This window comes from Xanthomonas sp. NCPPB 2922, assembly GCF_041520885.1.
Classification (GTDB): Bacteria; Pseudomonadota; Gammaproteobacteria; order Xanthomonadales; family Xanthomonadaceae; genus Xanthomonas; species Xanthomonas campestris.
Genome location: NZ_JBGOFY010000003.1, coordinates 287,480 through 310,318, shown reverse-complemented (window position 1 = coordinate 310,318; position 22,839 = coordinate 287,480). Strand labels below are relative to the sequence as shown.

Below are 22,839 nucleotides of genomic sequence, written 5' to 3'. Positions count from 1 at the left end.
CCTGGGCAAGGCCAATTATAGCGGCGTGCGGGCAGCGCTCTGAACCGCCGGGCCTCGCCTGCCGGGCCAGCTTTGCGAAACCCTCACTTTTCACGATGCCGGTCCGGTCGATAATGCGCGCCTCCCTCGCTGCACATCAGGAATTCCCATGGGTCACTGGACCACGCTCGACACCTCCGACGGCCAGGTTGCCGCCTGGCACGCCACCCCCGCCTCCAGCCCGCGCGGCGGCCTGGTGGTGATCCAGGAGATCTTCGGCGTCAACGAACATATCCGCGCGGTGGCCGATGACTACGCCGCACGCGGCTACGAGGTGCTGGCGCCGGCCTTTTTCGACCTGGAAGAAAAAGACGTGCAGTTGCCCTATGACCAGGAAAGCCTCAAGCGCGGCCTGGCGCTGGCCAACGCGGTCGGCCTGGAACGCGCGGTGGAGGTGGTGAAATCTGCCGCCACCCTGCTGACCCGTGCCGGCAAGGTGGGCACGGTGGGCTATTGCTGGGGCGGCTCGGTGGCGCTGCTGTCGGCCATCCGTCTGGGCCTGCCCTCGGTGAGTTACTACGGCGGCCGCAATACCCAGCTGCTGGACGAAACGCCCAAGGCGCCGGTGATGTTCCACTTCGGAGAGCAGGACAGCAGCATTCCGCCCGAAGCGATCCAGGCGCACCGCGAAAAGCTGCCGCAGATGGAGACCTTCGTCTACCCGACCGGGCACGCCTTCAACCGCAGCATCGACCCGAACCACTACGACGCCGACAGCGCCGAGCGGGCGCTGGAGCGCACCCTGGGCTTCTTCGACGCCCACCTGGGATGAGCGGACCCGTCTCGAATGCGCCCGCCACGGGCGCCTTTGAACTGGATGCGCGGCTGGCCGCCGACAGCGTCTTCGTCGCCGACGGCCCGCTGTCGCAGGTGCGGCTGATGGACGACACCCGCTTCCCGTGGCTGGTGCTGGTGCCGCGGGTGGCCGAGGTCAGCGAGTGGATCGACCTGGATGGCGGCCAGCAGCGTCTGTTGCTGGCCGAGATCAACCAGCTCTCGCAGCTGCTGCGGGTCGAGCCGCAGGTGAGCAAGCTCAATATCGGCGCGCTGGGCAACATCGTGCGCCAGCTGCATGTGCACCTGGTCGGCCGCCATCCCGGCGATGCGGCCTGGCCCGGGCCGGTGTGGGGCAGCGGCAGCGCGCAACGGTTTGCGCCCGATGCACTGCAGGAGCGTGTCGCGGCATGGGCGCAACGGCTACGATAGGCGCCCGTTCGCCAACCTGCCCTCTCGCATGAAATCCAATGTCGTCGCCGCACTGATCCTGATCCTTGTGGGCCTGTTGTTTCTGGCCAACAACCTGGGCTGGACCAATCTCAGCCTGGGCAAGCTGATCGCCACCTGGTGGCCGGCAGCGCTGGTCGCTTGCGGCGTGGGGATGTTGTTTGGGCGGGGCAAGTAGCCGGGGATTGCGAATGGGGTGAGCAGTCGATCAGCCCCGCGCGTAATCAGAGCGCCAAGATCCCTTCTCCCATCGGGAGAAGGTGCCCCGAAGGGGCGGATGAGGGTACGCGCGAAGCCTCATGCGCTTTTCGACTGCACCGTAGAAAACCAGAGGTTCCGCACCCTGAAGACGTCGACGACCTGATGGCCAGCGATCAACCGCAGGCGACATGGTTACCAATGCAGTCATGACCTTGCGGCCTTCGACATGACCTTTGTCATCCGCAATTGTTGACTTCCGGCACCTGATCGGCGCGCGCATCGCGCGCAGCATGGCCTCACACCTACCGAGGACATCGCCATGCGCTACCGCCTGATTCCTGCACTGTTTTTGATCACGCTGGGCAGCTTATTCCTGCTGGATAACCTCGGGCTGGCCCGTTTCGATCTTGGCCAACTGGTTTCAACCTGGTGGCCAGCGTTGCTGATCGCCGCTGGCGTGCGCCAACTGCTGCGCTACCGGCAGCGCACGGCCGTGACCTGCTGAGGCAGGGTCACGGCCGCACCAGTGCATCACGTGCGCGGCAGGGTCACGCCGGTCTGGCCCTGGTACTTGCCGCCACGGTCCTTGTACGAGGTTTCGCACACCTCATCGGACTGGAAAAACAGCATTTGCGCCACGCCTTCGTTGGCGTAAATGCGTGCCGGCAGCGGCGTGGTGTTGCTGAATTCCAACGTGACGTGGCCTTCCCATTCCGGCTCCAGCGGCGTCACGTTGACGATGATGCCGCAGCGCGCGTAGGTGCTCTTGCCCAGGCACACCACCAGCGTGTCGCGCGGAATGCGGAAGTATTCGACCGTGCGTGCCAGCGCAAAACTGTTCGGCGGGATGATGCAGACATCGGATTCGATATCGACGAAGCTGCCCGGGTCGAAATGCTTCGGGTCGACGATCGTCGAGTTGATGTTGGTGAAGATCTTGAACTCGCGCGAGCAGCGCACGTCATAGCCGTAGCTGGAGGTGCCGAAGCTGACGATGCGCTGGCCGGCGGCGTCGTGCTTGATCTGGCCGGGCTCGAACGGCTCGATCATGGCGTGCTGCTCGGCCATGCGCTTGATCCAGCGGTCGCTCTTGATGCTCATGCGGTGTTCCTTGAAGACGGAAGGCGGCGGGCCGAGCGGCCCGCGCGAAGGGCGGCAAAGTCTAGCGTGCGCGGTCACCGCTCGCTTGGCGGTTACAGCAGCGAGGCAGAAATCGGGATGCTGGCGCGCGGGCGCTTGCCCAGCTCCTCCGACAGCCGCGCAGCCGCCGCCAGATAGGCCTGCGCGGCTGCCGATTCCGGCGCGGCGATTACGATCGGCTGGCCCGCATCGCCCTGCTCGCGGATACCGATATCCAGCGGCAGCGACCCCAGCAGTGGCACGCCGTACTGCGCGGCCATGCGCTCGCCGCCGCCTTCGCCAAACAGATGTTCGCGATGGCCGCAGTTGGAACAGGTGTGCACCGCCATGTTCTCGACGATGCCCAGCACCGGCACTTCGACCTTCTCGAACATCTTCAAGGCCTTGCGCGCATCCAGCGTGGCGATGTCCTGCGGCGTGGTAACGATCACCGCACCGGCCACCGGGATCTTCTGCGACAAGGTGAGCTGGATGTCGCCGGTGCCTGGCGGTAGATCGATCAGCAGGTAATCCAGGTCGTCCCACAGCGTGTCGTTGAACAGCTGGGTCAACGCCGAGGTGGCCATCGGGCCGCGCCAGATCATCGGTGTGTCCTGATCGACGAGCAGCCCGATCGACATCGCCTCGATGCCGAACGCGCGCAATGGCTCGATCGACTTGTTGTCCGGGCTGTCGGGCTTGCCGCTCAACCCCAGCATCGCCGGCACGCTCGGCCCGTAGATGTCCGCGTCGAGCACACCAACCCGCGCGCCCTGCTGGTGGAGCGCCAGCGCCAGATTGACCGCAGTCGTGGACTTGCCCACCCCGCCCTTACCCGAGCCCACCGCAATCACGTTGCGGATGCGCGCGTGCGGCGCAAGGGCGCCCTGCACCGCGTGCGCGGCGATCCTGCGCTCGGTACTCATGCGCGGCGCCTCGGCTGCGCAGTTGGCGCTGCGCGTGTGATTTTTCTGCTCATTGCCTTACCCAACTGAAGTCGACGACGCCCAGCGGCAACAGCGGCCGGCGCGATCCGCCATGGACCGCCAAGTGTACCGGCGCAGCCGCTGTTGCTTGAGCGATTGTGGTGCCTTGCCCTGCTGAGCCGGCTGCCTCAACCGTGTCAACGCGCGACATATTTCACAAAGGTGGACACACGATTAAGGAATTGTTACGTTCGAAAATCAGTTCAGCCGGCGCTCAGCGAGCACGGCCGCCGCATCAACCCAGCGAGGATCCGCAAGGCATGTCGAGTCGTTCTCTGCACCGTACCCGTCGTCACCGTTTGAGCGCGGCGTTGCTCGCCGTGCTGGTCGCCCCCGCAGGCCAGGCGCTTGCGCAGTCCGAAAATGGCGTTGCCCCGGACACCACCGATCTGGACAAGGTGACCGTCACCGGCTCGCGCATCGCGCGTACCGGCTTTGTCACCCCCTCGCCGGTCACCGCGATCACCGCCGAAGAAATCCGCGCCACCGGTGCCACCACCATCAGCGACCTGATGGCACGCATGCCGGCGTTGGCGCCGAGCTACACGCTGGGCAACTCCACCCGCTTCATCGGCACCGCGGGCCTGGGCCTGCTCGACCTGCGCGGCATGGGCGTGGATCGCACGCTGGTGCTGGTCAACGGTCGTCGCCATGTGGGTTCCAGCCCGGGCTCCACCGCGGTCGACGTCAACACCATTCCGGTGGAATGGGTCGAGCGCGTGGAAGTCATTACCGGCGGCGCCTCGGCGGTGTACGGCGCTGACGCGGTGGCGGGCGTGGTGAATTTCATCCTCAAGAAATCGTTCACCGGCTTTGAAACCCGCGCGCAGACCGGCCTGGCCGACGAAGGCAACTACAACCGCTCCTTCGCCAGTTTCTCGGCAGGCACCGACTTTGCCGGTGGGCGCGGCAACATCGCCGTTTCCGGCGAATACAGCAAGCAGGATCGCTTTGGTCGCGGCAACCGCGCCATCGGCCGCGAATACCTGGTGACGGTGCCCAACCCCGCCTACGACCCGAACCGTCCGCCCAGCGAACGCAACCCGCAGAACGTGCTCAGCGGCCCCGGTGGCAACCATTCCACCAGCTATGGCGGCACCTTCAACCTGGGCACCTTCGATTTCCGCAACCCGGCCAGCTACGGCAACCGCTACCTGTTCAATGAAGACGGCACGTTCCGCCGTAATCGTTATGACGGCACCGTGGTGAGCAACACCTCGTGCGTGGATTGCGACTTTGCCGACCTCAACGCCGTGGCCGATTTGCAGCCCGGCTTCGATCGCAAGAGCGTCAACACGATGGTCAACTTCGAGCTCAGCGAGAATCATCGCCTGTTCTTCGAAGGCAAGTACAGCGAGACCGATTCGGAATTCTTCGGCCAGCCCGCCTTCGACAGCTCGCTGCGCGTGCGTCGGCAGAACCCGTATGTCAGTCCCGAACTGGGTGCGCTGATGGATTCACGCGGTGCCACGCAGATCCTGATGAATCGCTTCAACGTCGATGCCGGTCGGCGCGGCGAAAACATCGAACGCAAGACCTATCGTGCAGTGCTCGGCGCCGAAGGTAACTTCACCGACAACTGGACTTACGACGTTTCCGCCAACTACGGCAAGACCACGGTTGACCGCCAGAACCTCAACAACCGCATCAACGAGCGCTGGCAGGCCGGTATCGATGCGGCACGTGACGCCAGCGGCAATATCGTGTGCCGTACCACGCTCGATCCCACCGCCATTAACCCCAACACCAATCGCGTGTATTCGGCGCTGGCCCGCGAAGGCTGCGTGCCCTTCAGCGTGTTCGGCAACGGCGCGGTAAGCCCGGAAGCAGCAGCATGGTTCAACACCATCGCCCGCTCGCAAGCCAAGATCCAGCAGACGGTCTTCAGCGCCTCGGTGGCCAACAGCAACCTGCTGTCGCTGCCGGCCGGTGACATCGGCATCGCCGGTGGCGTGGAATACCGCAAGGAACAGAGCGAAGAAATCACCGATCCGCTGGCCGCATCGGGCGTGACCTTCCTCAACGCCATCCCGAACAGCGGCGGCGAGTACACCGTGCGGGAAGTGTTCGTGGAGAGCACCATTCCGCTGCTGGCGGGTTTGCCCGGCGTGGATCGGCTCGCACTGGATCTGGCCGGCCGCTATTCGGACTACAGCAGCATCGGCTCGACCAAGACCTGGAACATTGGTCTGGACTGGACCATCATCCCGTCGCTGCGTCTGCGCGGCACGCTGGCCCAGGCGGTGCGCGCGCCCAGCATCGGTGAGCTGTACGACTCGCAGAGCGAAAACTTCGCCACCATCAATGACCCCTGCAATTACCTCTCCAGCAACAGCAATCGTCCCGGCACCGCCGGCGATGTGGCGCTACGCCAGGCTAATTGCAGCGCCTTGGGCGTTCCGGTGGGCTGGATCGATACCTACACCGCCAACCGCCCCGGCGTGAGCGGCGGCAATCCGGAGTTGAAGCCGGAACGCGCGCGCAGCCTGTCGTACGGCTTGGTGTGGCAGCCGGAGTTCTTCGAAGGTTTCGGCATGTCGGTTGACTACTGGCGCATCGACCTGCAGGACGCGATTGGCTCGGTGACGGCCGAAACCAATGCCACGCGTTGCGTGGACAACCCGGGCGGCATCAACAACAGCTTCTGCGGCTTCGTGCAGCGCGCACCGCTGGGTGGCTTCACCGACCCGCAAGGCCGGATCTATCCCGAACACAGCATCATCGGGTGGCAGGCGCTCAACGAAAACCTGGCGCGCTCGCGTCGTGTCGGCGTGGATCTGGAAATGGACTACCGCTTCCAGCTGGGCGAAGGCAACACCGTGTTGCGCCTGGTCGGCACGCGGCTGATCCAGTCGCGCGAATGGGTGTTCCAGGATTTCCCGGAAGAGTACGACGAGTACGTGACCTACGTAACCGACCCGCGCTGGCGTGCGCAGTTCCAGACCAAATACAACTGGAACGAATGGCGCGCCTCGTGGGACATGAACTATGTGGACGGCAACCTGCGCGTGACCCCGGAGAGCTACAACAGCAACCCGGGCTCGGCCAGCCCGATCCGCAACGGCTCGTACACCTACCACAACTTCCAGTTCGGCTATCAGTTCCCCGGCTCGAAGATCGACGTCTACCTCGGCATCGACAACGCCTTCGACAAGGACCCGCCGCGTAACTACTTCGGTTCGGACTTTACTTCCGCGCTGTACGACAACGTGGGCCGGTTCTTCTACCTGGGAACGACTGTGAAGTTCTGAGTGCTGGCATCAACCGCAGCACCGGAGGGCCCCGCTTGTCGGGGCCTTTTTAGTTTCTTTCGAAACCTATTGCAGTACTTATTCGTTTTTTACTGAAACCAATAGCTGATGGATCTCACATTAATCGGCTGTTATCTGAAGAGATTACGAAGATGAATTCACAGACGCCGATCGTCATGCATTGTGCGAACTGGCAACAAATTGTGCTGACTTCCGCACTTTCAGCGCGGATGTCCGTCATTTCATTAATGAACCGTTGATAGCTATTGCAACGGCGGGCACAGATTCATTACGTTCGGGTTAAGGCCATCTGACTCTTCGGTGACCGCCACTTCTCCCGATTCCCCAGTTCAAAGGTCAGGAATGAGCAATCAATTTCGTCGCCAGGTCCTCAAGCGCACCGCTCTCGCTGTCGTGCTCGGTGCGTGCCTAGCCAACGGCGCGGTGTATGCGCAGAGCACCACCGGCAGCATCTACGGCAGCGCGCCCAGCGAAGCCGGCAGCACCATCGTTGTGCAAAGCGATACCGGCCTCAGCCGCACCATCACCATCGATGCGAATGGCCGTTACAACCTCGGCTCGCTGCCTGTCGGTGCCTATACCGTTACCCTGAAGCGCGGTGATCAGGTCGTCGATACCCGCAAGAACGTGCAGTTGCGCGTCGGTTCCGGCACCGAAGTGTCGTTTGCGGATGCCGGCAGCTCAAGTACTGCCGACGCCACGACGCTCGGCGCAATCACGGTGACCGCCGCCAATGCGCCGAAGATCGATGTCAGCTCCACCAGCTCGCGCTCGGTCATTACCTCACAACAGCTTGCAATTCTCCCCCTGGGGCGCAGCGCTGAGGCAATCGCATTGCTGGCACCGGGTGCCGTGGCAGGCAGCGGTGCATTTGACAACGGCTCGCGTTCGGTTGTGTCGTTTGGCGGCGCAGGCGTCACCGAAAATGCCTACTACATCAACGGATTCAATGTCAGTAATCCGCTCAGCAATCTTGGCGGCGTGAGCCTGCCATACGGTGCGATTGATCAGCAGGAGACCTACACCGGCGGCTACAGCGCCCGTTATGGTCGTTCCACCGGTGGCGTCATTAACCAAGTCGGCAAGCGCGGCACCAACGAATGGCACTTCGGTGCCCAGGCAGTTTGGGAGCCAAAGTCGTTGGCGAGTTCGCCTGAAAATGTACGCTTTCCCAACAACACCTTGCCAGACCGGTTTGAATACACCAATCCCGATCAGCCGGGCACGCTGTATCGCAGCCGCAAGGACGATGGCGCAACGCGTACCGTCTACAGCGCATACGCTGGTGGCCCGTTGATCGAAGACAAATTGTTTGTGTTCGTTGCCGGTGAATCCGACAAAACCGAAGGTGTGTCGACGAACTCCAGTGCGGCCAGCGTTCTGGGACGTAACAACTACGCGTACAGCGCGCCGAAGTTCTACGGCAAGATTGACTGGAATATCAACGACAGCAATATCCTTGAATACACCCGTATCGAGAGTACGGACCGCCGCGCCGGTTATTACACGGACTTCGATTACGACACCCTGTCAGGCGGCGGGCGTAGTGGCACATTTGCCGATACGTACAAGATCAAAGATCGCTACGACATCTTCAAGTACACCGGCTATCTGACGGACGACCTGACGTTGAATGCCACCTGGGGGCGTAGCCGTCAGGACAACTTGCAGAGCAATCCGTACGTTTCCGCGCTTCCCTATCTTCAGAACGTAACCAACCAGAACCCCGCACTGACGGGTGGCACACCGATCACGAATGATCAGGCGAGCAATCGGACCAAGGCCAATCTCCCACAGAACAAGACCCGCAGCTTGCGACTTGAACTGGAGTATCGGATCGGTGATCACGATTTGACTGCAGGCGTGGACAACATGTACTTCAACGCCTCCAACGAAGGCGTCCGCACGACCGGCCCGGGCTACCAGTGGCTGTTTGCACGTCAGTCCGATCCGACCGTCGACATTCGTCCAAGTCTCGGGGTTGGTCCATCGGGTGGCGACGGCTACTATGCGCAGCGCCGCATCTTCACCACAACCACCAGCATGGCTGTCGAGCAAAAGGCTTATTACCTGGAAGACCGCTGGCAAGTCAGCGATAACTGGCTGGTGCTGCTCGGTATCCGCAACGACAAGTTCACCAACTTCAACAGCGCAGGTCAGCCGTATGTAGATAGCGGAGACCAATGGGCCCCACGTCTGGGCGTCAGCTGGGACGTCTTTGGCGACTCGTCGCTGAAGCTGTACGCAAATGCGGGCCGCTACTATCTGGCGCTGCCTAACAGTGTCGCGGTTCGCGGCGCATCGGCCTCCACCTATACCGATGAATACTTCGCATATTCGGGACTGGACGCAAACGGCGAGCCGACCGGCCTGACGGCCCTCGGACCGGGCCCGGTGTCGTCAAACGGCGAGTACGGTCAGACACCAGATCCCAACTCCTTCGCGCCGAGCGATCTGAAGTCGCAGTACCAGGACGAGTTCCTAGTAGGCTTCGAAAAGACTTTGGGCCAAAGCTGGAATTCCGGTGCCAAGGTGACGTACCGCAAGTTGCAAACTGCAATCGATGACGTCTGTGATACCGGCCGGATGGCCGACAAGCTGGAGGCCAGCGGCGTCAGTGCGTCGAGCGTTGCGATTCCGGGTTGTGTCATGTTCAACCCGGGCGAGACCAACACCTACAATCTGGCAAATGTTGATGGATCTGGCCGCACGCAGGTACGCATGTCCCAGGAAGACTGGGGCTTTACGAGTGGTGCAAAGCGCAACTACGTGTCAGTCGACCTATTCCTGGAGCATCCGTTTGACGAAAAGTGGTTTGCTCGGGTTGACTACACGTGGTCGCATCTTTACGGCAATACCGAAGGCCAGGTGAAATCCGATCTCGGCCAGGCAGACGTGTCCAAGACGCAGGATTGGGATTCGGCAGAACTGATGTATTACGCAGGTGGCAACCTGGCCAATGATCGCCGTCACCAGTTCAAGGCGTTTGGCGCTTATCAGTTCACTCCCGAGTGGATGGCATCGGCAACCCTTCGTGTCCTGTCGGGAACCCCAAAGTCATGCCTGGGCTATTTCGGCCAGGGCGAGCAGGATCCGATCGGCTACGAGTCGGCATATCACTATTGCGCTGGTACTCCCTCACGGCCGGGTGACGCTGGCCGGACGCCTTGGCTGACCAATCTCGACCTGGGCGTTACCTACCGTCCTGCGTTTGCCGATCATAAGCTGGCCATCGGCCTGCAGGTGTTCAACGTCATCAACGACCGCGATGCAACGCGTGCCGAGGCAGTGTATGGAGACGACCGTTTCACCGTGTCCAACACCTATGGCATGGGGACCTACTTCAACCCGCCGCGCTTTGTTCGCCTGTCTGCTTCGTATGACTTCTAAGAGCGGCTGACAAAACAGAGCGAGCAGTCGTCAGGTGGGTGTGGACGGCGCGGAGGAACCGGAATGTACGGGGGTACACGAGATTCCGAGCACCGGCCGCGCCCGCCTGGCGGCTGCGCAGTCGTTTTGATAGCTGCTCCAAGCCCCGGAAGCTGGCGTAAGAAGTAACGGCTGTAATGCTCTCCACGGCCCCGCGAGGGGCCGTTTTTTTGTCCGAAGCCTGCTAGAACGAGAGGCCACGTTGACCTGCGTGCCCCACCCATGACCTTCGACACCATGCGTGCTGTCATACAGAAAGGTAGAGTGCCGCCACGGCTCCGCTGTGACGGGGCTTCCCAATTGACTGTTGCTCCTGGAGCCCTTGTGATTCGTACCCCTCATCTATTGACGCTGTCCCTGGCCGTCGCCGCCGCGCTGAGCGGCTGCAAAAAGCCCGAAGACGCCGCACCGGCCACCGCGCCTGATGCCGCTGCCAGCGCGGCCGCCGCACCCAAGACGCTGACCCTGGACCAGAGCAAGCTGCCGGTGGTGAATCAGTTCACTGCGGCCGATCTGGACCCCAACGGCAATGCCTGTACCGATCTGAACGCCTACGCCAATGCCAAGTTCCTGGCCGCCAACCCGGTGCCGGGCGACCGCACCAGCTGGGGCGCGTTCGAAATGCTCGACGAGCGCTCCAACGCGATCCAGCAGCAACTGGTCGAACAGGCTGCGGCCGACACCAGCGCCAGCGGCGTGGAAAAAATCGTCGGCGACCTGTGGTCGACCGGCATGGACGAAGCCAAGATCAACGCCCAGGGTATCGAGCCGCTGAAGCCGGAGCTGGCCGCGATCGATGCCATCAGCGACCAGGCCAAGCTGGTCGACTATCTGCGCAGCAGCGCGGCCAAGGGCAACAACGAACTCTTCAGCTTCGGCGCCGAGGCGGACTTCAAGAAGTCCAGCCAGAATATCGCCTATGCGATGCAGGGTGGCCTGGGTCTGCCGGACCCGGAGTACTACACCAGCGCCGGCAACAAGGCCAAGCTGGACGCCTACCAGGCGCACGTCGCCAAGGTGCTGGAACTGTCTGGCGTTGCCGCCGCCGATGCCACCGCGCAGGCCAAGCAGGTCGTCGCATTCGAAACCCGTCTGGCCAAGGTCTCCAAGACCAGCACCCAGATGTCGCGCGATGCCTCGCTGGCCTACAACCCGATCTCGCCGGGCGAGGCCGACAAGCTGACTCCGAACTGGTCGTGGACCGAGTTCTTCAAGTCGCAGGGCGTGACCACGCCGGAGATGTTCTCGCTGGCGATCCCGGCCTTCCATCAGGAAGTGAGCAAGATGATCGCCGACACCGACCCGGCCATCTGGCGCGCCTACCTGCGCTTCCACACCGTCGATGGCGCCTCGCCGTTCCTGAGCCAGCCGTTCGTCGATGAGAACTTCGCGTTCTACAACAAGACCCTGCGCGGCCAGAAGGAAATCAAGCCGCGCTGGAAGCGCGTGCTGGCCACCATCAACAGCCAGGCCGGCGAAACGCTGGGCCAGATGTACGTCAAGGTCGCCTTCCCGGGCGATTCCAAGGCCAAGATGGAAACCCTGGTGACCAACCTGCGCACCGCACTGAAGGCGCGCATCGAAAAGCTCGACTGGATGAGCCCGGAGACCAAGACCAAGGCGATCGCCAAGTGGGAAAGCTTCACGCCCAAGATCGGCTACCCGGAAAAGTGGCGTGAATGGAACGGCCTGAGCACCAGCCGTGACAGCTACCTGGGCAACGTGATGGCGGCATCCGAGTTCAACTACAAGTGGAACCTGTCCAAGATCGGCAAGCCGGTGGACAAGACCGAATGGGGCATGAGCCCGCAGACCGTCAACGCCTACTACAACCCGCTGCAGAACGAGATCGTGTTCCCGGCCGCCATCCTGCAGCCGCCGTTCTTCGACCCGAATGCGCCGGAGGAAATGAACTACGGCGGCATCGGTGCGGTGATCGGGCATGAGATGACCCACGGCTACGACGACCAGGGCAGCCGCTTCGGTGCCGATGGCAACTTCATCGCCGATCCGGGTTGGTGGACGCAGAAGGATCTGGACGCGTTCAAGGCACGCACCGGCAAGCTGGTGGCACAGTTCGACAGCTACCGCACGCCGGCAGGCGACAAGGTCAAGGGCGACCTGACCCTGGGCGAGAACATCGCCGACCTGGGCGGCCTCAACACCGCCTATGACGCGATGAAGACCGCCACCGCCGGCAAGGACGACCCCAAGAGCGACGGCATCACCCGCGACCAGCGCTTCTTCCTCAACTGGGCCACGGTGTGGCGTCGCAACTTCACCCCGGAAGAATTGGTGGTGCGCCTGAAGACCGACCCGCACGCGCCGGCCAACTTCCGCGCCATCGGCGCGCCGTCGAACATGCCGGCATTTGCCGCCGCATTCTCGTGCAAGGCGGGCGATGCGATGGTGCGTCAAGGCGATCAGCAGGTGGTGATCTGGTAATCGCGCAACCGTGGTAAGAGAAAGCGGCGATCTTCGGGTCGCCGCTTTTTTTGTGCGTGCTGTGGCGCCGTTGGCGGGCGTGCAACCTCGTTATTCCGCGCTGGCAGTGCAAATGCCTCAATTGAAAGTCGGCACGTCACTTCGGCAACCAATCTCGCTGCAACACTCTCGGGAGCGCTTTACCAGACACGCTCAAGACAAGCGCTTGTACAGCACTGACATTGATTGCCATTGCAGCATCCAGTCACTGGATGCGCTTCGTGAACCGCTATCGCCAGACCAAGCTCAACAAACCTCAATCCCGGCGTTCGCAAGGCTGCGTCCGCTTATGCTCGGCATTCATCTCCTCGCTGATGCCAGACATGCCCTTGCTCAAGACCTCCACCCTTGCCCTGGCCCTGCTGGTGGCCCTGCCCGGCTGCAAGCGCACCTCCGATGCAGAGAGCGCCCCTGCATCAGCCGCCATTGCGGCGCCTGCCGCGCCGCCCACCACGGCAGCAAACACACCCGCATTCGATATCAGCGAGCTGGGCCCTGCAGCCAGCGCGTGCCAAAACCTGGACGAGTTCGTCAATGGCGCCTGGGCCAAGGCCAATCCGATTCCGGCCGACCACACCAGCTGGGGCATCGACGAACTCCTGACTGAAAAAAGCCTGCTGATCCAACGCGAGCTGCTTGAAGCCGCGGCGAAACAGGCCGGTACACAGGCCCCATCGCTGGAACAAAAGATCGGCGCGCTGTATGCGTCCGGCATGGACGAGGCCGCAATCGAAGCCGCCGGTGCCAAGCCGATCCAGCCGCAGGTGGATAAGATCGCCGCATTGCACTCCGGCAAAGATGTCGCTGCCTACATCATCAGCCGGCATGGCGAAGGCGACGCACAGGTCTTTGCGTTCGGTGCCGGTGCAGATTTCCACAATGCCGACCAGCAGATTGCGTTTACACAGGAAGGTGGCCTTGGCCTGCCAACCAAGGACTACTACACCGGTGCGGAGCACGCGCCGATCCGCGCAGCCTACCTTGCCTACATCGCCAAATCGTTCGAACTCACCGGCACCCCTGCCGCGCTGGCCAAGACACAGGCAAACGACGTGCTTGCGCTCGAAACGCGCCTGGCTGCCGCATCGCTGGCCCCCGTGGACGCGCGTGAACCAAAGAACCAATACCGCCTGGTCACCCTCGCCGAGGCGGACAAGCTCACTCCGCACTTTCCGTGGGAGGATTTTTTCGCCACCCAAGGCGTACCGGTCGGCAGCGGCTTCTCGCTCGCGCAGCCACGGTTTTTTGCCGCGTTCGATCAGGCATTGGCTAGCGCGCCCATTGCGCAGTGGCAGGCCTACCTACGCTTCCATGCGATCGATGACGCATCCACGCGCTTGAGCAAGGCATTTGCCGATAATCGCTTCGCGTTCTATGGCAAGACGCTGTCCGGGCAGCCAGAGCAGCTGCCGCGCTGGAAGCGCGTGCTGCGTTCGGTCAACGGCGCAATGGGCGAAGGCGTTGGGAAGCTCTATGTGGCCAAGGTGTTCACGCCAGATGCCAAGCAACGCGCCAGCGAACTGGTCGACAACGTTCGCGCGGCGCTCAAGACACGTATCGAACAGGTCGACTGGATGAGTGCCGAGACCAAGGCCAAAGCCTTGGCCAAGTGGCAGACCTTCCTGCCCAAGATCGGCTATCCGGACACCTGGCGTGACTGGTCGGGGTTGCAGATCACACCCGGCGACTATTACGGCAACCTGCAGGCGGCGGACACGTTCAATTATCGCTACGACATTGCGCAGATCGGCAAACCCACCGATCGCGGCCGTTGGTCGATGACGCCGCAGACGGTCAACGCGTATTACGACCCGATGACCAATTCGATCAACTTTCCTGCGGCGATCCTGCAGCCTCCGTATTTCGATGCCACTGCCGACGATGCGTTGAACTACGGCGGTATCGGCGCGGTGATCGGTCACGAAGCCACCCATGGGTTCGACGATCAGGGCAGCCAGTTCGATGGTGCAGGCAACAACGTCAACTGGTGGACGGCAGAGGATCGGCGCAAGTTCGACCAACGTAGCAACCAGTTGGTCAAACAGTTCGATGCGTATGCGCCCCTGCCCAGCCATCCGACCCTGCACGTCAACGGCAAACTCACGCTGGGCGAGAACATCGCCGACCTGGGCGGCACCAACGTTGCCTATGACGCGTTGCAGACCGCCTTGCAGCAGCATCCGGAACGGGCCAAGGCCATCGACGGCTACAGCCCCGACCAGCGCTTTTTCCTTGCCTTCGCCCGCAGCTGGCGTCAACGCGTCCGTGATCAACAACAGATGGTCTACCTGGCGTCGGACCCGCACGCGCCAGCCAAGCTACGCGCCATCGCATCACCGTCGAACATGCCGCAGTTCGCCACCGCCTTCGCCTGCAAGCCGGGCGATGCAATGGTGCGCCCGGAGAAAGACCGCGTGGTGATCTGGTAATTCGTTGCAGGCGCCGCCTGCAATCGCTTCCAGTGCCAACGCACCACGCACAGGCCCGCACCCGCGGGCCTGTCGCGTTCATGCCAGCGAGCGCTCGCACGGACGAACGGCCGCTGCGGCCTGCCTGCGCGAGGCGCAGCCTTGCTAAACTCCGCCGACTTCAATCTGGCCACCCTTCGTCTCGATGCCCACCATTCGTCCGCTTGCCCTCGCTCTTGGCTTCAGCCTGATCACGCTGTTGTCCGCCCCTGACGCCGACGCCGCTCGCAAGAAGAAGGCAGCCCCCAAGGCCCCGGCTGTGCCGGCCGCCTGCACCGATTTCTACGATTACGCCAATGCCGGTTGGCTCAAGAGCAACCCGGTGCCGCAGGCTGGCGCGGTCACCGCGCTGGGCCAGCTGTCCGACCGCGCCCTGCAGCAGCAGCGCGAGCTGCTGGATGCGGCGATGAACAGCCCGCAAGGAAACGTGCAGAAGTTGCTCGGCGACTTCTGGGCCAGCGGCCTGGATGAGGCCGCCGTGGAAAAGGATGGCTCCAATCCCATCGCCCCGTTGCTGGCGCGCATCGATGCGATCAAGAAGGCCAAGGATGTGCCCGCTTCGATCGCCGCGCTGCACCAGGTCGGTATCCCGGTCGGCTTCAACTTCGGCCCGGACGTGGACCTGAAGGCGCTTGACCGCCACATCGGTTACTTCATGCAGGGCGGCATGGGCATGCCGGATCCGGCGTTCTACACCCGCACCGATGCCGACACCCAGGCGCTGATGGGCCGCTACCGCGCCTACGTCAAGCAGATCCTGGCGCTGACCGGCACCCCGGCCGACAAGCTCGATGCCGATGCGGCCTCGGTGTTGCAGATCGAAACCGCACTGGCGCGCAGCGCGCAGTCCGTGCAGGGCATCAACAACCCGTTCAACAACTACGCGCCGATCGCCACCAAGGAGCTGACCAAGCAGTACAAGAACCTGCGCCTGGGCGACTTCCTCGAGGCCCAGGGCGTCAAGGACGACCTGGTGTCGATGGCCGACCCGGCGATGTTCAAGCAGCTCGACAGCATGATCGTCAGCATCAAGCCCGAGCAGTGGAAGGCCTACCTGCGCTGGCGCGTGGGCGATGCCATGGCGCCGTACCTGTCCAAGAGCTTTCATGACGCCGAATACCAGTTCCGCGGCCGCTTGCTGCGTGGCGACGCGTTGCCGCCGCAGCGCTGGCAGCAGGTGCTCGATGCCATCAACGTGGCCGCCGGCCCGATGCTCGGCCGCGAGTACGTGAGCCGTTACCTCAGCAGCGACACCCGCCGCCAGGCCGAAGCCATCGCCGACCAGATCCGCGATGCGCAGCTGGCCGCGCTGGAGCGCACCGGCTGGGGCAATGGCGAGGTCATCGCCGAAGCCAAGGCCAAGCTGAGCGCCATGAAGATCGAAGTGGGTGCACCGCGCCGCGACCTCGACTACACCGTGCAACCGATGGGCCGTGGCAGCTTCGGCGGCAACATGCTGATCGCCTCCACCTGGCGTCACCGCGAGGAAATGAAGCGCATCGGCAAGGGCAACGCCGACCGCCGTTGGGACGTGCTGCCGCAGCAGCCGGCACTGGCCTACGACATCGCACAGAACCGCCTGATCATCACCGCTGCGGTGCTGCAGCCGCCGGTGTTGAGCACCGGCGCCACGCCGGCTGCGCAATACGGCGCCTACGGCGCACTGGTGGCGCATGAAATGACGCGTGCCATCGATGCCAAGGGCGCACTGGTCGATGCCAAGGGCGAACTGCGCAGCTGGTGGACGCCCGCCGAAAAGAGCAGCTGGACGCTGCTGACCGGCAAGGTGGCCAACCAGTACGGCGCTTACGCCTACCCGGGCGTGCCCAATACCAAGGTCAATGGCGCGCAGACCGCCGAAGAAAACCTGGCCGATCTGGCCGGCGTGGAGCTGGCATGGCAGGCCTTCAGCAAGGCGCAGCCGGCGGCAACGCAGGCCGACAAGCAGGGCTTCTTCACCGCCTGGGCTGGCCTGTGGGCGCAGCAGCTGTCACCGAACGAAGCGGTGCAGCGTGCCAGTGCGGACATCCGTGCACCTGGCCAGTGGCGCACCAACGGCCCGCTGTCCAACTTGCCGGAGTTCGGTGCCACCTTCAGCTGCAAGCCGGGCCAGCCGATGCAGCGTGTGGATGCAGACCAGTTGAAGATCTGGCGCTGAGTTAGCGCCCTGCATCATCGGCAGTAATAAAAAAGAGCGCGGAATCCGCGCTCTTTTTTGTCTGGATTTTGAACCGTCGCGTTGCTCACCACCGCCAAGCACGCTTTGTAGGAGCGGCCTTGGCCGCGATGGAGCGTTACCGACAAACCCCGTCGCGGCCAAGGCCGCTCCTACAGGTGCAAAAAGCGCACCTGCCATAGCGTCGCTTGATTCAGCGCACCACACGCAGCGGCGGCTTGCGCCCCTTGCCGCGCTTGCCACCGAACGGCGGCTGGCCGCGCCAGTGGCGGATCAACAACCACCCGAACAGCATGCCGCCCAGGTGTGCGAAGTGGGCAACGCCCGGCTGCCAACCGGTGGCACCAAGCAGCAGCTCGATCGCGCCGAACACGATCACGAAGGTCCGTGCCTTCATCGGGATCGGTGGAAACAGCAGCATCACCCGCTGGTTCGGGAACAGCATGCCGTAGGCGAGCAACAAGCCGAATACACCACCCGACGCGCCCAGCACCGGTGCCCCGCTCTGGGTGAACCAGGCCATCAGCAGCTGGCACACGCCGGCGCCGGCCACGCACACCAGGTAATACGTCAGGAATCGCTTCTGGCCCCAGGTCTGTTCCAGCGGCGCGCCGAACATGAAAAGCGCCAGCATGTTGAAGAACAGATGGTTGAACCCGCCATGCAGAAACGCATAGGTCAGCAGCTGCCACGGCATGAAGCTGGCACCCGGCGAGAACGCATCGAAGCCATTGGAGAGCGGCCACAACATCAGCGGCGACAGCGCTGCATCGGACGGCAGCAGGCCGGCACCCAGGTCACCCAGCGCCCATTGCAGGATGAACATGCCGAGATTGGCGATCAGCAGGGCTTTGGTGACGGGCGGCAGTTGGGGCAGCATGGCGGCATCCTTCGGGACTGCCTCTCATCATAACGGCAGGCTTATGAAGGACCCCACACGGCCGCATCCAGCCGTTGCGCTGCAGTGGCACGCCGTACCCTTCCCCGCTCCACTGGCACGCCTTCGGCACGCAGTCGCTGGCATTGCGCTTGGTAGCCGGCAGAGCCCTCCGGCAGCGCGATGCGCCCGTCGCTGCGCAGCACCCGATGCCAGGGCAACGCTGCATCCTGGTTGCTGCTCAACAGCTTAGCCACCAGGCGCGCACGCCCTGGCAGGCCCGCACGCATCGCCACTTCCCCGTAGCCTGCAACCTCGCCCGCGGGAATGGCGCGGATCACGTCCAGAATCCGCAGCCGAACCTGCTCGGCAGTGCGCGTGGTGGAGACGTCACCGGCGTGCGAGCCGGCTAAACGAGTCTTGGAAGGGCGAGGTGACGGCATGCGCGGATGATGCCATCCGGAGGCAATGCGCGTCATGCCAGCTGCGCGCTCGTGTGATAAGGCACCACACACCATCGGACAACAACGCCTTGCTGGCTGCTGAGAGACGTGCAGCTTTGCCCAGAGCAACAACGTGCCGGGCCTGACCTCTGCGCTGATTGCCACGCGGCCACCGCAAACGCATGCGGCCAACATGCAGCGCTCAATGCATCAACACAATTTCTTCCGATGAGGTGGGATGGATCGCCACGGTCTCGTCGAAGTCGCGCTTGGTGGCGCCCATTTTGACCGCCACCGCAAAGCCCTGCAGCATCTCGTCGGCGCTTTCGCCGAGCAGGTGCACGCCGACCACGCGCTCTTCCTCGCCCACGCACACCAGCTTGAACACACTGCGCTGCGGCGCATCGGCCAATGCATGCAGCATCGGGCGGAAGTTGCTGCGGTACACGCGCACCGCACCGTCGTAGCGCTCACGCGCCTGCTCTTCGGTGAGGCCCACCGCACCCAGCGGCGGGTGCGAAAACACCACGCTGGGCACGTTGTCGTAATCCATGCGCGCATCCGGCTGGCCACCGAACAGGCGATCCATCAACTTGCGCCCGGCCGCGATCGCCACCGGCGTCAGCCCGACCTTGCCGCCCACATCGCCCACTGCATGGATGTTGGGCACGTTGGTGGTCTGGCCGTCGTCCACGACGATTTCGCCCTTCTTGCCGAGTTCCACGCCGAGCGCTTCCAGGCCCAGCCCGGCGGTGTTGGCACGGCGGCCAATCGCAAAGAAAACCTGGTCAAAGACATCGTTACCCAGCTCGCCCGGATGTGCGCTGTGGCCACGCATGCGCAGCTTGCCCGCCTCGTCGCGCTGCACACCGGTGGTGCGGAAACCGAAGTGCAGGCGCACGCCGAGATGGCGCAGGTTATCGGCCAGCTGCAACGTGAGTTCGGAGTCGAAGCGTTCCAGCAACCGCTCGCCCTGCACGAACAGATGCACGCGGCTACCAAGCGCCTGCAACAGCCCCGCAATCTCCACCGCGATGTAGCCGCCGCCCACGATGGCCACGTGGTCCGGCGCATGGCAGAGGTTGAAGAAGTCGTCGGACACATGACCATGCTCGGCGCCCTCCACGTGCGGGCGCAATGGATGCGCGCCCGTGGCGATGACGATGTGCTCGCCAGTGACGGGGACGCCGTCGGCGCCCATCAAGGTATGCCGGTCCTGCAGCACGCCACGCTGCGGGATCAACACCACACCATCATCGTCGAGGCGACGCCGGTAACTGGCGTGGATATTGCCGATGTAGCCCTGCCGGTGAGTGACCAATTCCTGCCAGGTCAAGGTTGGGCGCACCACATCAAAACCGAGTGCACCAGCCAGTTCGATCTTGCTCGCCAGATCGGCCGCCAACCACATCGCCTTCTTCGGCACGCAGCCGAGATTGACGCAGGTTCCGCCGAGCTCGCCCGGCTCCATGATCGCCACGCGCGCGCCATGCTTGGCTGCGCGGAACGCTGCGGCAAGACCACCGGAGCCACCGCCCAGCACCACCACGTCGTAGTCGTAACGTGCGCTCATGCGAAACGCTCTGCGCGGTAGGGATGCGGGTCCAGCGCGGGTGCGCGCCCGGTGATCAGGTCGGCCATCAGTTGTCCACTTGCAGTACTCATGCTGATGCCGAGCATGCCATGGCCGGCCGCGAGCCAGACGTGAGGACTGCGCGGCACCGCGCCCAACACCGGCACATCGTCCCAGGTCATCGGGCGCCATCCATACCAGCGTTCGATTTCGACAGGGCCTTTCGGCGCGTGCAGGAATTGCGCTGCCGCGCGCTCTAGCGCGGCCAGGCGTGTCGCGTTGAGCTGGCTGTTGTGGCCGGAAAATTCCATGGTGCTGCCGATCCGCAGGCGGTCGCGCCATGGCACCACGAACACCCAACGGTCCTTCAGCACCACCGGGCGTTTTGGCATCTGCGCCGGCGCGCTATAGGTGATCGAATAGCCCTTGCCGGCCTGCACCGGCAGCCGTAGCCCCAGTTGTGCAGCAAGTTGCGGCGACCACGGCCCGGTGGCGATCACCACCTCGCGCGCATGCAGTTGTCCGTGCGCGGTGTGCAGGCACACGCCCTGCGCATCCGGACGCACGGCGTGCACACGGCAGTGTTCCTGGATCACGCCGCCACGTGCGCGCAGCACGCGTGCCAGCTCGGCGGTGTAGCGTTCGGGGCGCAGATGCGCATCGCCGGGGAAGTGGATCGCGCCGGCAATCCCCTGACGAAAGGCGGGGTCGTCCCGCACATAGTCTTCGCCGTCGATGGCCTGTGCCTGGATACCCCACTGCGCCAACGCTGCGCATTCGGCACGGTAATGTTCGAACCTGCGCGCATCGCCGAATACATAGTCCAAGCCATCGCTGCGGAATTCGCAGTCCAGCCCGTCGCGTTCGATCCAGTGAGCAAGCCGCAAGCGTGCGTCATGTAGCAGCGCAGCGCGCGCCTGCACGCTGGCCCGCCAATCACGCTGGTTGCAGCGCCGTGCAAAGCGCCATAACCAATGCCACAGCGTGGGATCCAGCCGCGGCGGGATGTAGAGCGGCGCATCCGGCGTGAACATCCATTTCAGCGCCTGGCCAAGCATGCCCGGCGCTGCCAGCGGCGGCGCATGGCTGGGCGTGATGGTGCCGCAGTTGCCATACGACGTTGCCCCGCCGATCGCGCCGGCATCAAGCACCTGCACCTGGCGGCCGGCATCGACCAACGCACGCGCGGTGGCCAGCCCGATCGCACCGGCGCCGATGACCACCACATCCACGCGTGCGTTGCTCATGCGTCAGCCCGCAGCGCCAGCATGACGCCGCAGTGGCGGCACCTGCAGGTAGGTCACGCAGCGCCACAGCCACTCCACCGGACCGAAGCGGAACCAGCGTAACCACAGGTGGCTCAGGGCCACCTGCACTGCAAAGAGCAGCAGCGCAAATGGCGGTTGCCACGCACGTGGCAACTGTTCGAAATAGCCCAGGCCATAGCCGTAGAAGATGCTCGTACACAGCAGCGACTGCAGCAGATAGTTGCTCAAGGCCATGCGCCCGGCCGGTGCCAGCCAGCGCAGCTGCGCTGCAAAACGCATCACCCAGGCCGCATAGCCCAGGCACATCATCGCCCCGCCCAGCAGTGCCAGCGCGAACGCCAACGACAGCCGCGGATCCAGCCGGGCCGGGTCCATCCACGGCTCCAGCCGGTAGCTCACCAGCATCAACGCCAGACCCAGTGGCAACACGCCGTAACGCAGCCAACCGAACAGACGCACAAAGCGCTCGGGCGCGGCAATCGCCCCGCTGCGCACAAACCAGCCACCCAGCAGGAACATCCCGAGCATGGCCGGGCCGTTGATGGTCAGCGCGATCAAGGCCTCGCGCAGATCGTGCCAACGCTGCACGGTGGCCTGCACATAGGTGCCGCTGCCCAGCGCACTGCGCTGCGCCTGCACATTGGCCACCGCCTGCTGCGCCACCTCGCGCATCGCCGCGTTCCACTCGGCCGCGGCGGCGGGATCCGCCTGGGCCAGCGCACCCACCGCGCCATAGAGCAGGATCAACCCCGGCGCACACAGGTACACGAACACCGCAAACCACGGCAGCGTGGCCGTGGGCACGGAGCGGGTGGCCAGCAACAGCAGCGCCAGCAGCGCATAGGTCACCAGCACATCGCCCGACCACAGCAGCACCGCATGGGCAAGACCGATCACCAGCAGGCCGGCACTGCGGCGCAGATACATGCCCAGGAACGGGCGCCGCGCCTGCTGGGCGCGTTGCGCCATCACCGCGAACCCCATGCCGAACAACAGCGAGAACAAGGTGTAGAACTTGCCCTGCACGAATACATAGGTCAGCGCATCGACCACGCGGCCCAGGCCATGCCAGTGCGGATTGACGCCAGTCACCGCCAGGTCCAGCGGGCCGACGAAGCCTTCGATGTTCATCAGCAAGATGCCCAGCAGCGCGAAACCGCGCAGCACATCCAGCACCGCAATCCGCTCGGTCGCGGCAATTGGCAACAATACAGAACGCTCGGTCATCGAAACCCGGGTAACGGCAGGCGACACAGCAGGTCGCACAATGCAAACGGCCC

The 22,839-nt window shown here is 63.7% G+C and carries 16 protein-coding genes and 1 other RNA gene; 9 read left to right on the top strand and 8 right to left on the bottom strand.

Translation table 11 applies throughout. From position 1 onward, the window contains the following. Nucleotides 1-148 precede the first annotated feature (148 nt). From ACD584_RS06120 to ACD584_RS06105, 4 genes are all read left to right on the top strand, one after another. Nucleotides 149-811, top strand: a complete 663-nt coding sequence (locus ACD584_RS06120) for a dienelactone hydrolase family protein (protein ID WP_042598368.1) — start codon at nucleotides 149-151, stop codon at nucleotides 809-811. Next, nucleotides 808-1,245, top strand: coding sequence for an HIT family protein (locus tag ACD584_RS06115; protein WP_070690623.1), 438 nt, complete (start codon nucleotides 808-810; stop codon nucleotides 1,243-1,245). Before ACD584_RS06120 ends, ACD584_RS06115 begins: the two co-directional genes overlap by 4 nt. A 28-nt stretch (nucleotides 1,246-1,273) precedes the next feature. Continuing rightward, nucleotides 1,274-1,441, top strand: a complete 168-nt coding sequence (locus ACD584_RS06110) for a LiaI-LiaF-like domain-containing protein (RefSeq protein WP_011037698.1) — start codon at nucleotides 1,274-1,276, stop codon at nucleotides 1,439-1,441. Between the two features lie 342 nt (nucleotides 1,442-1,783). Then, entirely contained in the window at nucleotides 1,784-1,969 is a 186-nt protein-coding gene (locus tag ACD584_RS06105) for a LiaI-LiaF-like domain-containing protein (RefSeq protein WP_040941025.1), read from the top strand. Between the two features lie 26 nt (nucleotides 1,970-1,995). Here the strand turns inward: ACD584_RS06105 and dcd are convergent, their stop codons facing one another. After that, on the bottom strand, nucleotides 1,996-2,565 hold the full coding sequence (dcd, locus tag ACD584_RS06100; protein ID WP_010366727.1) for a dCTP deaminase: 570 nt from the start codon (nucleotides 2,563-2,565) through the stop codon (nucleotides 1,996-1,998). A 92-nt stretch (nucleotides 2,566-2,657) separates the two neighbouring features. Further along, the gene (gene apbC / locus ACD584_RS06095) at nucleotides 2,658-3,509 is read right to left on the bottom strand and encodes an iron-sulfur cluster carrier protein ApbC (protein WP_014508267.1); all 852 of its coding nucleotides are present in this window, start codon (nucleotides 3,507-3,509) and stop codon (nucleotides 2,658-2,660) included. 320 nt (nucleotides 3,510-3,829) lie between these two features. Here apbC and ACD584_RS06090 point away from each other — a divergent pair, with 320 nt between their 5' ends. Next, the gene (locus ACD584_RS06090) at nucleotides 3,830-6,820 is read left to right on the top strand and encodes a TonB-dependent siderophore receptor (protein ID WP_076036730.1); all 2,991 of its coding nucleotides are present in this window, start codon (nucleotides 3,830-3,832) and stop codon (nucleotides 6,818-6,820) included. Nucleotides 6,821-7,183: 363 nt separating this feature from the next. Next, nucleotides 7,184-10,231 (top strand): TonB-dependent receptor, encoded by a 3,048-nt coding sequence (locus ACD584_RS06085; protein WP_040941022.1) that lies wholly within the window; start codon nucleotides 7,184-7,186, stop codon nucleotides 10,229-10,231. Nucleotides 10,232-10,235: 4 nt separating this feature from the next. Here ACD584_RS06085 and ACD584_RS06080 read toward each other — a convergent pair. Further along, nucleotides 10,236-10,310, bottom strand: a non-coding RNA gene (locus tag ACD584_RS06080) — sX9 sRNA. A 305-nt stretch (nucleotides 10,311-10,615) separates the two neighbouring features. Here ACD584_RS06080 and ACD584_RS06075 point away from each other — a divergent pair. The 3 genes from ACD584_RS06075 (at nucleotide 10,616) to ACD584_RS06065 (ending at nucleotide 17,380) form a co-directional block, all read left to right on the top strand. Beyond that, nucleotides 10,616-12,715, top strand: a complete 2,100-nt coding sequence (locus tag ACD584_RS06075) for a M13 family metallopeptidase (protein ID WP_175611839.1) — start codon at nucleotides 10,616-10,618, stop codon at nucleotides 12,713-12,715. A gap of 362 nt (nucleotides 12,716-13,077) precedes the next feature. Beyond that, complete coding sequence (locus tag ACD584_RS06070) at nucleotides 13,078-15,183, top strand: M13 family metallopeptidase (RefSeq protein ID WP_076037835.1); 2,106 nt, start codon at nucleotides 13,078-13,080, stop codon at nucleotides 15,181-15,183. Nucleotides 15,184-15,367: 184 nt separating this feature from the next. After that, entirely contained in the window at nucleotides 15,368-17,380 is a 2,013-nt protein-coding gene (locus ACD584_RS06065) for a M13 family metallopeptidase (RefSeq protein ID WP_076036728.1), read from the top strand. A 211-nt stretch (nucleotides 17,381-17,591) separates the two neighbouring features. Here the strand turns inward: ACD584_RS06065 and ACD584_RS06060 are convergent, their stop codons facing one another. The 5 genes from ACD584_RS06060 to ACD584_RS06040 all read right to left on the bottom strand — a co-directional run bounded on the left by ACD584_RS06060 (nucleotide 17,592) and on the right by ACD584_RS06040 (nucleotide 22,786). Next, nucleotides 17,592-18,275, bottom strand: a complete 684-nt coding sequence (locus ACD584_RS06060) for a rhomboid family intramembrane serine protease (RefSeq protein ID WP_029216918.1) — start codon at nucleotides 18,273-18,275, stop codon at nucleotides 17,592-17,594. Nucleotides 18,276-18,319: 44 nt separating this feature from the next. Then, nucleotides 18,320-18,718, bottom strand: a complete 399-nt coding sequence (locus ACD584_RS06055; protein WP_076037834.1) for an MGMT family protein — start codon at nucleotides 18,716-18,718, stop codon at nucleotides 18,320-18,322. A 202-nt stretch (nucleotides 18,719-18,920) separates the two neighbouring features. Then, a complete protein-coding gene (gene gorA, locus ACD584_RS06050) occupies nucleotides 18,921-20,291 on the bottom strand; it encodes a glutathione-disulfide reductase (RefSeq protein WP_076036727.1) in 1,371 nt (456 codons plus the stop codon). Next, on the bottom strand, nucleotides 20,288-21,538 hold the full coding sequence (locus tag ACD584_RS06045) for an FAD-binding oxidoreductase (RefSeq protein ID WP_076036726.1): 1,251 nt from the start codon (nucleotides 21,536-21,538) through the stop codon (nucleotides 20,288-20,290). Before ACD584_RS06045 ends, gorA begins: the two co-directional genes overlap by 4 nt. A gap of 3 nt (nucleotides 21,539-21,541) precedes the next feature. Continuing rightward, nucleotides 21,542-22,786, bottom strand: a complete 1,245-nt coding sequence (locus tag ACD584_RS06040) for a DUF418 domain-containing protein (protein ID WP_076036725.1) — start codon at nucleotides 22,784-22,786, stop codon at nucleotides 21,542-21,544. Between the last annotated feature and the right edge of the window lie 53 nt (nucleotides 22,787-22,839).

What these genes read in the sequence shown, in the direction of transcription:
- dcd (WP_010366727.1), bottom strand. Translation starts at nt 2,565, where the DNA reads ATGAGCATCAAGAGCGACCGCTGGATCAAGCGCATGGCCGAGCAGCAC.
- ACD584_RS06085 (WP_040941022.1), top strand. Translation starts at nt 7,184, where the DNA reads ATGAGCAATCAATTTCGTCGCCAGGTCCTCAAGCGCACCGCTCTCGCT.
- ACD584_RS06040 (WP_076036725.1), bottom strand. Translation starts at nt 22,786, where the DNA reads ATGACCGAGCGTTCTGTATTGTTGCCAATTGCCGCGACCGAGCGGATT.
- ACD584_RS06070 (WP_076037835.1), top strand. Translation starts at nt 13,078, where the DNA reads ATGCCCTTGCTCAAGACCTCCACCCTTGCCCTGGCCCTGCTGGTGGCC.
- apbC (WP_014508267.1), bottom strand. Translation starts at nt 3,509, where the DNA reads ATGAGTACCGAGCGCAGGATCGCCGCGCACGCGGTGCAGGGCGCCCTT.
- ACD584_RS06055 (WP_076037834.1), bottom strand. Translation starts at nt 18,718, where the DNA reads ATGCCGTCACCTCGCCCTTCCAAGACTCGTTTAGCCGGCTCGCACGCC.
- ACD584_RS06120 (WP_042598368.1), top strand. Translation starts at nt 149, where the DNA reads ATGGGTCACTGGACCACGCTCGACACCTCCGACGGCCAGGTTGCCGCC.
- ACD584_RS06065 (WP_076036728.1), top strand. Translation starts at nt 15,368, where the DNA reads ATGCCCACCATTCGTCCGCTTGCCCTCGCTCTTGGCTTCAGCCTGATC.
- ACD584_RS06105 (WP_040941025.1), top strand. Translation starts at nt 1,784, where the DNA reads ATGCGCTACCGCCTGATTCCTGCACTGTTTTTGATCACGCTGGGCAGC.
- ACD584_RS06090 (WP_076036730.1), top strand. Translation starts at nt 3,830, where the DNA reads ATGTCGAGTCGTTCTCTGCACCGTACCCGTCGTCACCGTTTGAGCGCG.
- ACD584_RS06115 (WP_070690623.1), top strand. Translation starts at nt 808, where the DNA reads ATGAGCGGACCCGTCTCGAATGCGCCCGCCACGGGCGCCTTTGAACTG.
- gorA (WP_076036727.1), bottom strand. Translation starts at nt 20,291, where the DNA reads ATGAGCGCACGTTACGACTACGACGTGGTGGTGCTGGGCGGTGGCTCC.
- ACD584_RS06045 (WP_076036726.1), bottom strand. Translation starts at nt 21,538, where the DNA reads ATGAGCAACGCACGCGTGGATGTGGTGGTCATCGGCGCCGGTGCGATC.
- ACD584_RS06110 (WP_011037698.1), top strand. Translation starts at nt 1,274, where the DNA reads ATGAAATCCAATGTCGTCGCCGCACTGATCCTGATCCTTGTGGGCCTG.